The organism is Halomonas sp. BM-2019 (assembly GCF_017584085.1).
On the sequence record NZ_CP071922.1, the window covers coordinates 2,373,514 to 2,385,931 of the forward strand.

Sequence of the window (12,418 nt, forward strand, 5' to 3'; positions counted from 1 at the left end):
GCGGTCCGGGGGCGGCGGGGCACCCTGTCGCGGTGACCTGTGCGATCAGAGCGGCTTCTGATCGTCGGCATCGGCCGGCGCGTAGGAACCGTCCTCGCGATGCACCTCGGTGCCGGTGATCGGTGGCGTGAAGACACAGGCCAGGTGCATGGTCTTGGAGGCGCGCAGCAGGTGCTCGTCGTGCTGGTCGAGTACATAGATGTCGCCCGGCTTGATCGGCCAGATCTTGCCGTCGGCCAGGGTCTCCACTTCGCCTTCGCCCTCCATGCAGTACACCGCCTCGTAGTGGTGCTTGTAATGGATATGGGTCTCGGTGCCCTCGTAGATCCGGGTGATATGGAAGGAGAAGCCGCCGCCGTCATTGGCCAGCACCAGGCGGGTGCTGTCCCAGTTGCCGTTCTCGGCCTTGACCAGGCGATCGGTCTGGCGCGCTTCATCGAGATTGCGAACGATCATGGTTGACCTCCGATGGGTCGGTAATGAGGGGGTCGGTGACGCCCCGGTCACCCCGGCGACCGGGCGATGGCACGAGGCCGCCGGCATCCCACTCGCCTTGCTCAGCTCAGCGCCTGGCGCGTGCTTTCCTCGAGGATATCCAGCCCCCGCTGGAGGTCCTCGTCGCTGATGGTCAGCGGGCAGAGGCACTTGACCACTTCGCCGTCCTGGCCGCTGGTCTCGATGACCAGGCCGTTATCGAAGGCACGGTGGGTGATCCTGTCGGCGATCTCTCCGCTGCCAACGTCGATGCCGCGCATCAGGCCGCGACCGCGCTCGGAGGCCTCGATGCCCCGGGCGCTGATCCAGTCGGCGATCTTCCGGAAGCGTTCGGCCACGATCTCTCCCTTGCGCTGCACATCGCGGGCGAAGGCGTCGTCACGCCAGTAGTGATTGAGGGCCGCGGCGGCGGTGGTGAAGGCCAGGGCGAAGCCGCGGAAGGTGCCGTTGTACTGGCCCGGCTTCCAGACATCGAGCTCCGGGCGCATGAGCACCTGGGAGAACGGCAGGCCGAGGCCCGAGAGCGACTTGGAGTTGGTGACGATGTCGGGCACTACGCCGGCGGGCTCGAAGCTGAAGAAGGTGCCGGTGCGGCCGCAGCCGGCCTGGATGTCGTCGACGATCAGCAGGATGTCGTGGGCGCGACAGATCTGCTCCAGGCGCTTGAGCCACTCGGGGCCGCAGGCGTTGATGCCGCCCTCCCCCTGCACGGTCTCGATGATGACGCCGGCCGGCACGTCCAGCCCGCCGGACTTGTCGTTGAGCAGCTTCTCGAAGTAGTCAAGGGTGTCGGTGCCCTCGCCCAGGTAGCCGTCATAGGGCAGGAAGGTGCCGCCGACGGTGGGCACGCCGCCGGTGGCCTCGCGGAACTTGCGGTTGCCGGTGGTGGCCAGGGCGCCCATGGTCACGCCGTGGAAGCCGTTGGTGAAGGTGACGATGTTGTGGCGACCCTTGGCGTTGCGCGCCAGGCGGATGGCCGCCTCCACCGCGTTGGTACCGGTCGGTCCGGGGAACTGCACCTTGTAGTCGAGCCCGCGCGGCTTGAGGATCACCTCCTCGAGGGTCTCCAGGTAGTGGCGCTTGGCCTCGGTCCAGAAGTCCAGGCCGTGGATGATGTTGTCCTCGGCCAGGTACTCCAGCAGGGCCTGCTTGATCGAGGGATTGTTGTGGCCGTAGTTGAGGGTCCCGGCGCCGGCCAGGAAATCGATGTACTCGCGGCCGTTCTCGTCGGTGAGGCGGGCATTCTTCGCCTTGGTGAAGACCACCGGGAAGGAGCGGGAATAGGTCCGGACTTCGGATTCCAGGCGTTCGAGGATCTGGGTCTGCATGGGCGACCTCCTGTCGGTAGAGAGGAAATGAAGGGACGAGTGCGGACAGCGGCCGGGCTCGGAGCCGGCCGCCGGGTCGCATGAGGGGTTAGATGCGATCGGTCTGGAAGGGTCCGATGCGGACCAGGTTCTCCGGGTCGTGCTCGCCGCCGAGCTGATCGGTGGAGAAGTACTCGCGGCTGTTGAGCGGCGCCTGCCAGCGATCGGCGAGGCGGCGGAACAGCCCCCAGGAGGCCTGGTTGTCGGGGGTGATGGTGGTCTCGAGGTGATGCACCTCGGCAAGCTCGGGGCGGCTCATGACGGCCTCGACGAGGCGCCGGGCCAGGCCGGTGCCCCGGGCCTTCTCGCCCACGGCCACCTGCCAGAGGAAATAGGTATCCGGCGCGTTGCTCTTCACGTAGCCGGAGACGAAGCCGACTATCTCGCCCTCCTCGTCGGTGGCCACGGCACAGGTGTTGCGGAACTGGGTGGCCAGCAGCAGATAGGCATAGGCGGAGTTGACGTCCAGCGGGGGGCAGGACTTGACCAGCTCGTAGATCCCCCAACCGTCATCCGGATTGGGCTTGCGGATGAACAGCGACATGCTTTCGGCGCCGACCACGGCATCGGCCACGCTGGGACGTGCCAGGTCGGCGGAGGGAGTAAAGGGCTCGGTTGTTGGCATCATGGGTAGGTTCGCTGTGCGAATTTGGAGAAGATTATACCAGTGACAGACGATATTTCAAATCTGGGGTTATTTTCCAGCCTCTCATTCATAACAAAATATTATGTTGAATGACGCCCCGCCAGTCAGAACCGCTGCCGGACCCCTGTGAACCCTGACGCCCGCCTCTACTGCCCTCCTCGTCTCCTCGCTTCCTCGCTTCCTCGCTTCCTCGCTTCCTCGCTTCCTCGCTTCCTCGCTTCCTCGCTTCCGGTCTAGTCCAGCCCGCGGCACGTGGTGGGTGTCACAACGCCGTCGGGCCACCCGAAGGTGGCCCGACGCGCCCTGCCGCGATTCCCCCTGGGGAGATCAGCGCCGGGTCACGGTGCGCAGGGTGACGAACTCCTCGGCGCCGGTGGGATGAATGCCCACGGTGGCGTCGAAGTCCGCCTTGGCGAGACCCGCGCGCACGGCGATGGCGATGCCCTGGATCACTTCGCCGGCCTCCTCGCCCACCATGTGGGCGCCCACGACCACGTCGCTTTCGTCGTCCACCACCAACTTCATCAGGCAGCGCTCCTGGCTGCCCGAGAGGGTGTGCTTCATGGGCCGGAACTCGGTCGCATAGACCCGGATCGCCCCGCACCGCTCGCGGGCCTGCTCCTCGGAGAGCCCCACGGTGCCGATGTTGGGGTGGCAGAACACCGCCGTGGGAATATTGCGATAGTCCAGGGGGCCGGCCGGCGGGGTGTCGCCGAAGTGGTGGGCCACCAGGTGCATCGCCTCGGCCAGGGCCACCGGGGTGAGCTCGGGGCCACCGGCGATGTCGCCGATGGCCAGGATCGAGGGCACCGAGGTCTCGAAGCACTCGTTGACCTTCACATGGCCGCTGCCGGTCAGTTCGACGTCCAGCGCCTCGAGACCCAGCCCCGCCAGGTGGGGACGACGACCGGTGGCGGCCAGCACCGCATCCACCTCGAGCACCTCGCCGCTGGTCAGGGTCACTCTCAGCCCTCCGTCGCACCGCTCGATGCGCTCCACGTTGGTCCCGAACTGCAGCTTGACGCCCTTGGCGGCCATCTGGTCGCGGGTAAACTCGCGCACCTGCTGATCGAAGCCGCGCAGGAACAGCTCACCGCGATAGACCAGGTGGGTTTGGCTGCCCAGGCCGTTGAAGATGCTGGCGAACTCTACGGCGATATAGCCCCCGCCGAGGACCAGGAAGCGCTCGGGGAAGCGCTCCAGGTCGAACACCTCGTTGGAGGTCAGGGCCAGGTCACTGCCCGGAAACTCGGGCACCCAGGGCCAGCCGCCCGCCGCCACCAGGATCTTCTCGGCGGTGTGGACCTCCCCCGCCACCTCGACGGTGTGAGGATCGAGAAGGCGCGCACGCCCATGGATCAGGTTGACCCCGGCGCCCTCCAGCAGGCGGCCATAGATGCCGTTGAGGCGCTTGATCTCGCCCACCTTGTTGTCGCGCAGGGTCGCCCAGTCGAAGCGCGGCGCCTCGGGCAGCTCCCAGCCGAAGCCGCCGGCGTCCTCGAAGGCGTCATGGAAATGGGCCGCATAGGAGTAGAGCTTCTTGGGGACGCAGCCCACGTTCACGCAGGTGCCGCCGAGGTAGCGGTCCTCGGCCACGGCCACCCTGACGCCGGTGGCCGCGGCGGTACGCGCGGCGCGCACGCCACCGGAGCCGGCACCGATCACGAAGAGATCCCAGTCGTACTGGGTAGTGCGGGTCTCGGACACGGGGTCCTCCTGTTCATTGGGGCCAGCGGCCCGACACATGGTGGCGGCATGATAGCAGCCGGGCCGGCGAGGCAGCAGGCGACGATTTGACCCATCGCCGCGCAGGCGGTAAAAAAAGCCACCGGTCGCTGGTAGCCAACCGGACGCGATGCCGCGCCACGGCGAAGCCCGCGTTTCTCGTGACGATCGGTCAAGCCCGACAGGCCGCCAGGCCCATCCGACCCACCACCGGGAGCATCCGCATGAAGAAGGAAATCGAAGGCCTGCTTGAGAACAACCGCGCCTGGGCCGAACAGGTCTGCCGCGACGACCCCGACTTCTTTGCCCGTCTCTCCCAGCAGCAGAACCCCGACTATCTCTGGATCGGCTGCTCCGACAGCCGCGTGCCGGCCAACCAGATCATCTCGCTGCCCCCCGGTGAGGTCTTCGTGCATCGCAACGTGGCCAACCTGGTCCATCAAAACGACCTCAATGCCCTCTCGGTGCTGCAGTATGCGGTCGAGGTACTGGGGGTGCGTCACATCATGGTGGTCGGCCACTACGGCTGCGGCGGGATCCGGGCGGCGGTCACCGGCGGTGACAACGGCATGGTGGATATCTGGTTGCACTCGGTGCGCGAGCTCTACAGCCACCACCGCGACGCCCTCGCGTCGCTGCCGCTGGACGACCAGGTGAATCGCATGTGCGAGCTCAACGTCGAGGCCCAGGTGATGAACCTGTGCCGTACCAAGATCATCCAGCACGCCTGGCAGCGCGGCCAGGAGGTGTGGGTCCACGGCTGGGTCTACGGCCTGGCGGACGGCCGGGTCAAGGACCTGGACTGTACCGTGTCGGGGCTCGACCAGGTCGAGGCCCTCTACCGCATCGAGGGCCTCTCCCCGGCTGGCTGAGGCCGCGCTGCCCGGCGCGCCGCTCAGTAGCGATAGCGCCGATGGCAGCTGCGGCAGGTCAGGCTGAGGTCCGAGAGCTCGCGGGTGGCCAGGCCGTAGTCCTCGGCCTCGGCCGCCGCCCGCAGGGCCGCGACGCGCTCCTCGAGCTCGCCGAAACCGGCCTCGAATGTCTCCCACTCCTCCCAGATGCGCGGTCGCGCCTCGGAGCCCCGACCGTGGCTGCCCTCGATGAAGGCGGGGGCCAGATGCTCGCCGCTGGCCCGCTCGGCGAGTTCGGCCAGTCGTGGTTCGGCGCCGCGGGCATCGCGATTGTTGACCAGGTCGAAGCGCAGCTGGCGGACCAGCCGCTCGATCCCCTTGAGCTCCTCGCGGCGCCAGGTGACCGCCTCCCGGGGTTCCTCGAAGCGCGGCGTTTCGCCCCCGGCCTCGGGCGCCGGCGTGTCGGCAAGCGCGGCCAGGGAGAGCAGACCGAGGGTCAGGGCAGCGATCAGCGATTTCATCGGCGGCGATTCCTCCATGTCAGTGGCATCGGGCGGCATGATGCCAGCCCCGGCCGCTGCTGTCTGCCCTGCCGGGCCGCCCGTCCGGGCGATACACTGTAGGCTATACTTGGCCAGCCAGGACCCGCCGCCATGACCGAGCTTCATCGCCAGCAGCACGACCACCTCGACCGCCTGCAGCAGGACTACGCCCGCGTGCTGGCCGAGCACCGGTACGACGGCGTGCTGCTCTACAGCGGCCGACCGGCCCGTCATTTCGGCGACGACCAGCACGCCAGCTTCTCCGCCTACGGGCACTTCGTACACTGGACCGGCCAGGCGAGTCTGGCCCATAGTTGGCTGCTGGTGCGCCCCGGCGAGCCGCCGACCCTCTACCTGTACGCCCCGGCGGACTTCTGGCACCTGCCCGCCCGTCTCCCCGAGGAGCCCTGGGTGGCTCGCTTCCGGGTCGAGCTCCGGGACACCCCCGAGCCCCCGCCCCTGCCGCGCGGCCGCTATGCCGTGCTGGGCGAGGCGTCGCCCGCCATGGCGCAGGCGCTGGGGGCCGCGGCCAACCCCCCGGCGCTGGTGGCGGCCCTGGACGAGCTGCGGGTGCGCAAGAGCGACTACGAGGTGGCCTGCCTGCGCAAGGCCAATCGGCGCGCCCTGGCCGGTCATCGGGCCGCCCGAGACGCCTTCCTGGCCGGCGGGGCTGAGCTCGATATCCAGCTCGCCTACCTGGGGGCCGCCCGCCAGCGCGAGAGCGAGCTGCCCTATGCCAATATCGTCGGGGTCAACGCCCACGGCGGCGTGCTCCACTACCAGCATTACGATCTCGAGCCGCCCGGCAAGCGTCACAGCCTGCTGCTCGACGGCGGTTGCCGCCATCGCGGCTACTGCGCCGACATCACCCGCACCTGGCCGGGGCCCGATGCCGCGCCCGAGTTCGCGCCCCTGGTCGAGGGCCTCACCGCCCTGCAGCAGCGCCTGATCGCCGGCCTCGCCCCGGGGGGGAGCTTCGTGGCCCTGCAGCGTCGCCTGCACGAAGGGCTGGCGACGCTGCTGGTGGAGCAGCAGCTGGTCAATGCCTCCGCCGAGGCGGTGCTGGAGAGCGGGCTCACCCGGGCCTTCTGCCCCCATGGCCTCGGCCACCTGCTCGGCGTGCAGGTCCACGACGTGGCCGGGCGTGTCGATGCCGAGGGCCGCCCCCTGCCGCCGCCGGCCGAGCACCCGTCGCTGCGCCTGACTCGGGAACTGGAGGCCGGCATGGTGGTCACCATGGAGCCGGGGCTCTATCTCATTCCGATGCTGCTCGAGGCCCACCGCCACCGCCCCGAGGTGGCGTGGCGGCGTCTCGAGGCGCTGGCCGATCACGGCGGCATCCGCATCGAGGACAACGTGCTGGTGACTGCGGAGGGTCCCGTCAATCTCACTTCCCGGGAAGGCTGACTGTGCCATGAGCGGGCAGCTGCATCGCGCCGACTTCACTCCCCCCGCGGGGCTGGCCAACCGCCATGTCCAGACCCTGCTGCCGCGGCTGCTGCCGCGTCGACGGGTGCCCCACCGCTGGGAGCGGCTCGAGCTCCCCGACGGCGATTTCGTCGACCTCGCCTGGGTGACCCCGACCCCGGCGGATCCCGCCGCCCCGCTCTTCATCCTCTTCCATGGGCTGGAGGGCTCCTTCCACTCCCCCTATGCCCGCGAGCTGCTGTCGACCGCCGCCGGACTGGGCTGGCGGGCGGTACTGATGCACTTCCGCGGCTGCGGCCGCGACCCCAATCGGCTGCCACGGGCCTACCACAGCGGCGACACCGCCGACGCCTACTGGCTGATCGGCCAGCTGGCCCACCGCTACCCCCGCGCCCTCAAGGTGGCGGCCGGGGTCTCGCTGGGCGCCAACATGCTGGTCAAGCTGGTGGCCGAACAGGGCGGCGACGGCCTCGACCTGGCCGGTGCCATCGCCATCGGCGCCCCCCTGGACCTGGCCGCCAGCGCCGACGCCATCCACCGGGGCTTCGCCCGGGTCTATGAGCGCCACCTGCTGGCCTCGCTCAAGGCCAAGGCGGCGAGCCGGGTGGGAACCCTTCCCCTGGCGCTGAGCCGCGACACCCTCGACCGGCTGCGGACCCTGCGCGACTATGACGATGCCATCACCGCGCCGCTCCACGGCTTTCGCGACGCCGAGGACTACTACCAGCGCGCCTCGGCGGGACGCTGGATCGGCGACCTGGAGCTGCCCACCCTGATCCTCCACGCCGAGGACGACCCCTTCATGCCCGCCGACCTCTTCGCCCGCCTGCCGGCACCGGGGGACGCCGTGCGGGTGGAGATCGCCCGGCACGGGGGACACGTGGGCTTCATGGAGCGCCGAGGGGGCCGCCTGGGCTCCTGGCTGGCGCGACGGGTGGCCCGCCAGCTCGAGGACTGGGCGCCGGCCTTCGCCTGCCCGGCCCGCCGCCTGGCCACCGAGAGCGACCCGCCGAGCCGCTGAGCCGGCGGACGCTTACCGGGGCCCGCGCCGCCTCGCCCCTGGCCCCTCCCCCCAGTGCCGACCGACGCTCAGCCCTTCAGGCGGTCGGCGAAGTGCCGGGCCAGCTTGTCGCGCTTGGGCGGAATCACGAACCGGCAGTAGGCGTTGCCGGGATTCTTGGCGAAGTAGTCCTGATGGTAGGCCTCGGCGGGATAGAAGGTCTCCAGCGGGCGAACCTCGGTGACGATGGGGGCCGCGAAGGCGCCGTCTCGCTCGAGGCTGGCGATCACGTCCCGGGCCGCCTTCGCCTGGGTCTCGTCCCGGGTGAAGATGGCCGAGCGGTACTGGGTGCCCACGTCATGGCCCTGCCGATTAAGGGTGGTGGGATCGTGCAGGGTGAAGAAGATCGCCAGCAGGTCGCGAAAGCCGATCACCGCCGGGTCATAGACCAGCTCCACCACCTCGGCGTGGCCGGTATCCCCCCCGCATACCGCCTCGTAGGTCGGGGCGGGCGTCTGACCGCCGGCATAGCCGCATTCCACCCGCTGCACGCCCGCCACCAGGCGGAAGGTGGCATCCAGACACCAGAAGCAGCCACCGCCCAGCACGCAGGTCTCCGTCGTCATGGTCCCTTCCCTCCCCGATTGTCGCTGTGGTTCCTCAGGTTCGGTCGTCGGCCGCTGCCGGCGACCCATGTGGCGCTGCTGCGCCGGGTCACTCGCTGATCCGCGGTGGCTTGCCGGGGCGACTGAAGGTGTAGACCAGGTCCACTGCCTGGGCCGCGCCGGACACCGCCTGCAGATAGAGGTTGCGCCACAGGGTGTAGCGCAGGGTCAGCTCGGCGATCGGCGAGAAGACCCCGACACCGTAGCTGATGCGCAGGTCGTCGGTCAGCTGGCCGGCCACCACCACCTGGCTCTCGTCACCGACACCGGCCGTCTCCAGCGCCAGGTCGGAGATGCCGAACGCCTCGCCGATGGCGCCCACGGCACCGCCGGTCTGCCCCAGGGTCAGGCCGATCAGCGCCTGGGTCAGGGCGCCATCGGTGTCGCCGTCGGCCGGGGCACGGCCACGCAGCAGGTAGGAGAGTGCCCGCACCTCGTCCATGGCGGGCTCGGAGAAGACCCGCAGCTGGGGTTCGTCGGCGGTGCCGGTCACCCGCAGGCCGGCGATCACGCCGTCCTGGGTGACATTGGGGTTGCGGATCGCCTCGAAGCTGAGCAGCGGCTGGTCCGGAGGGCCGCTGAACAGCAGCTGCCCTTCGCGAATCAGCAGGTCCTGGCCGTAGGCGCGGAAACGGCCGTCCACCAGGTTGACGTCGCCGAACAGCTGCACCGGCCCGCTCTGCTGACGCACCTCCAGGGTACCGGCGAGGCCCGACTCGAGGCCATAGGCGGCCAGCTGCATGTCGGGACCGAGACGCAGCTCGATCTGCACGTCCACGGCCATGCCCGCCCTGGCCAGCGCCTGGGCGGCGTCCTCCCCGGGTTCGACGTCGGCCCGCTCGATGATGATCTCGTCCGGGCTCGGGGAGACCGCCGAGGCGGGCAGCTCGCCGATCTCGAGCCTGGCCCAGGGCACCCGGACGTTGCCGCGCACCTGCAGGCGGTCGGGTTGCGCCCGGATGCGCAGGTCCGGGGCCAGGCGCAGCCGGCCGAAGGCCGGCAGCACCGCCAGCAGCGGCTGCTCCCGGCCGTCCAGGTCCACGGCGATGCGCCAGTCGTCGGGGCTCGGCCAGGCGGCATCGCCGCGAATGGCGAGCCGGCCCTCCTCGGCGGCGATGAAGCCCTGGATGCGTCCCTGATCCCCCGCCAGCTCGACCGCCACCTCGCCGTCGCGCACCTCGAGGGGCACGTCCGCCCCGCGGACCCGCAGGCCGGCCAGGCCGAGGCGCCCATCGAGCGTCGGGACCTGGGTCGTCCCGCCGATGGTGATGTCGCCGTCGAGGCGCCCCTCCAGGGTCTCCATGCCCGCCATCAGGGCGCGGTAGCGCTCGAGCTGCAGGGCCTCCAGGGTCAGGCGCCCCTCCAGGCGGCCGGCACCCACCGGGTCATCGATGCCCAGCACCAGGCGCACGTCGCCGGCCTGGGCGAGCTCCAGTGCCAGGTCCACCTCGGCGCGGGCCTGGCTGGCGGAGACCTCGGCGACCAGCCGCGACGCCGGCAGCGACCAGGGCTGGCCATAGGCGTCCAGCCCCTCCAGGGCCAGGTCGCTGGCCAGGCGCAGCTCGGCCTGCCAGGCGCTGCCGCCCTGGCGCCACTCGGCCACCAGGTCGAGCTCACTGGCCCCCTCCAGGGTCCACTCCTCGGGCACCCACTCCTCGAGCAGCGTCATGGGCAGGTCGCGCAGGGCCAGCCGGGCGCCGCCGCTGTCGGCCGAGGCCTGCAGCGGGTCCACCAGGCAGAGCTCGCCGCCCTGCTCGCGGCGCAGGCAGAACGGCTGCATCGCCACGCTGCCGGCGGGCAGGTTGGCGTCGAAGGCGAGGGCCTGGACCAGGCGCAGATCGCCGAAGTCGCTGTCCACCTCGAGGGGCAGCAGCTCCCCGCGGTAGCGCTCGCGCGCCGCATCCAGCCCGCCCTCCAGGGCCAGGGCCGCGCGGGAGAGCGGCATGCCGCGGCCGGCCTGGGCCTCCAGGGTCAGGCGATGGGCGGAGAGGCGTCCGTCCAGGGCCAGGGTGATCTCGCTGAAGCGCTGTCCGGCGGCGTTCAGCCGCTCGAGCTCCAACAGGACCTCCAGGCTGGGGTCCTCGAGGCCGCTGACGTCGGCGTTCAGGCGCAGCGCCGCCAGGCGGTTGTCGGCGAAGGCCAGGTCGTCGCCGCCGAGCGACAGCTCCAGCTGCGGCGCCTCGAGGGTGCCGGCGGCGGTGAAGCGGCCCGCCAGGGTGCCGGAGAGCGCCTCATGCAGGCTTTCCAGGGCCGGCAGGTCCAGCTCGCCGGCCAGGTCGATGGCAGCCTCGCTGACCCGGCCAGCGGCGGTCAGGCGGTTGTCGCCCTGGCGGAAGTCGAGGGTCTCGATCTGCCAGCGCATCTCGCTGTCGCCGGCCAGGCGGGCGTCGAGGGCAAGGGGCAGGCCCTGCAGTTCCCCGGCGATGGCCAGGCGGGGTACCGCCAGGCTCCAGCCCTCGGCGGTCTGGGCGAAGCGCGCCTCGAGGTCGCCGTCGAGGCGCCCGTCGAGGCCCTCCACGAAGCGCCCGGGCTCGACCCGGTCCAGGCGGGCCACGGCCTCCACGGCCAGGGCCTCGGCCCAGTCGACGCGACCCCGGGTGATCACGGAGCCACCGGCCAGGCTCAGCGAGAGGGGCGTCCAGGCGAAGTGCTCGAGGTCGCCGCTGCCGGTGAGGGCGACCCGCGTGAAAGGCACCTCGGGGCCCTCCACCATCAGCGAGGTGGCCACCTGGTATCCCGTGAGACTGCCCTCGGCGCGCAGCGTCAGCTCCTCCACCAGCCAGGGCGCCGGAGCCTCGCCCGCCTCGTCGTCCGCCACGGCGCCGGGCAGCGGCCACTGCAGCAGGTCGCTGTGCAGGGCGGCGCTGAAGGGCAGGGTCGGGTCGAGGGCATCGAGCCGCGCATCGAGGGCGGCGTTGACCGGCCCGGTGAGCTCCAGCCTCAGCAGCAGCTCGGCCAGGCTGCCGTCCAGGGCCAGGTCGAGGCGCTGGCCGGCAAGCGCCGGCAGCTGGTCGGGCAACCACAGGGCGCCCTGCAGCCTGGCCTCCAGGGGGTAGGCGTCGCGCAGTGCCACCCGGGCCTCGAGCCGGGCATCGGCATCGCGACTGGCGACTTCCAGGGGGTGCAGCCTGACCTCGTGCCCTTCGGCCGAGAGGGTCAGGGCCAGGCGCTGGACGGCGTACGCCACGGCGCCCTCCAGGGCGGTATCCTCCACCAGCAGCTCCGGCACCTCCAGGCGCAGCGGCAGGCGGATCTCCGGCAGTTCACGGCGCGGCTGCTCGGCCAGCGGTGTCTCCGCCAGCCCCTCGAGCTCCGCCGCCACCTCGGCGGGCAGCGGCGAGCGCACGGCAATCGCGGCATCGATCGCCTCGGCGGCGAGCCACGGCCCCTCGTGCTCGGCCTCGCTCAGGGCCAGCTGCGCCCCCGGCGAGAGCGGCAGCAGCACGCGGGTGCCTGACAGGCGCGTCGGCAGCAGCGTCACCCGGTCCTCCTCGGCCACCGCGCCGCTGGTGAGGCTGTCCCAGCGCAGCCGGGTGCCGTCGGCCAGGGCCACCTCGACATCGGCCAGCGACAGGCGACGCAGCTCCACCGGAAACGGCAGCCGGATCTCCTCCGGCGGCTCGCCGGCGGCGGGTTCGTCATCCTCCTCCCCCGGGGCGAGCCGCACCCGGGCCCCCTCGACGGCCAGGGTGTCGAGGC

General features: G+C 70.9%; 10 protein-coding genes. 3 read left to right on the forward strand and 7 right to left on the reverse strand.

Going from position 1 to position 12,418, the window contains the following annotated elements; genetic code table 11:
- Positions 1 to 45: 45 nt before the first annotated feature.
- The 4 genes from J5F18_RS11825 to gorA form a co-directional block, all read right to left on the reverse strand.
- Positions 46 to 456 (reverse strand): ectoine synthase, encoded by a 411-nt coding sequence (locus tag J5F18_RS11825; protein ID WP_346298824.1) that lies wholly within the window; start codon positions 454 to 456, stop codon positions 46 to 48.
- Positions 457 to 557: 101 nt separating this feature from the next.
- Positions 558 to 1,823 carry a diaminobutyrate--2-oxoglutarate transaminase gene (gene ectB / locus J5F18_RS11830; RefSeq protein WP_346298825.1) on the reverse strand — a complete coding sequence of 422 codons (1,266 nt, stop codon included), beginning with the start codon at positions 1,821 to 1,823 and terminating at the stop codon, positions 558 to 560.
- Between the two features lie 88 nt (positions 1,824 to 1,911).
- Positions 1,912 to 2,490, reverse strand: a complete 579-nt coding sequence (gene ectA / locus J5F18_RS11835; protein ID WP_346298826.1) for a diaminobutyrate acetyltransferase — start codon at positions 2,488 to 2,490, stop codon at positions 1,912 to 1,914.
- Positions 2,491 to 2,835: 345 nt separating this feature from the next.
- Complete coding sequence (gorA, locus tag J5F18_RS11840; protein ID WP_346298827.1) at positions 2,836 to 4,254, reverse strand: glutathione-disulfide reductase; 1,419 nt, start codon at positions 4,252 to 4,254, stop codon at positions 2,836 to 2,838.
- Between the two features lie 203 nt (positions 4,255 to 4,457).
- Here gorA and can point away from each other — a divergent pair, with 203 nt between their 5' ends.
- A complete protein-coding gene (gene can, locus J5F18_RS11845; protein WP_346298828.1) occupies positions 4,458 to 5,105 on the forward strand; it encodes a carbonate dehydratase in 648 nt (215 codons plus the stop codon).
- Positions 5,106 to 5,128: 23 nt separating this feature from the next.
- Here can and J5F18_RS11850 read toward each other — a convergent pair whose 3' ends face one another.
- The gene (locus J5F18_RS11850; protein WP_346298829.1) at positions 5,129 to 5,605 is read right to left on the reverse strand and encodes a cytochrome c; all 477 of its coding nucleotides are present in this window, start codon (positions 5,603 to 5,605) and stop codon (positions 5,129 to 5,131) included.
- Positions 5,606 to 5,737: 132 nt separating this feature from the next.
- Between J5F18_RS11850 and pepQ the strand changes: the two genes are divergently transcribed.
- Together pepQ and J5F18_RS11860 are read left to right on the forward strand one after the other, a co-directional pair.
- The gene (gene pepQ, locus J5F18_RS11855) at positions 5,738 to 7,033 is read left to right on the forward strand and encodes a Xaa-Pro dipeptidase (protein ID WP_346298830.1); all 1,296 of its coding nucleotides are present in this window, start codon (positions 5,738 to 5,740) and stop codon (positions 7,031 to 7,033) included.
- 7 nt (positions 7,034 to 7,040) lie between these two features.
- A complete protein-coding gene (locus tag J5F18_RS11860) occupies positions 7,041 to 8,075 on the forward strand; it encodes a hydrolase (protein WP_346298831.1) in 1,035 nt (344 codons plus the stop codon).
- A 68-nt stretch (positions 8,076 to 8,143) separates the two neighbouring features.
- On the opposite strand, the gene msrA is transcribed toward J5F18_RS11860, so the two are convergent.
- Positions 8,144 to 8,680 (reverse strand): peptide-methionine (S)-S-oxide reductase MsrA, encoded by a 537-nt coding sequence (gene msrA, locus J5F18_RS11865; RefSeq protein WP_346298832.1) that lies wholly within the window; start codon positions 8,678 to 8,680, stop codon positions 8,144 to 8,146.
- 88 nt (positions 8,681 to 8,768) lie between these two features.
- A partial coding sequence (locus J5F18_RS11870; protein WP_346298833.1) for a translocation/assembly module TamB domain-containing protein occupies positions 8,769 to 12,418 on the reverse strand: 3,650 nt, incomplete at its 5' end.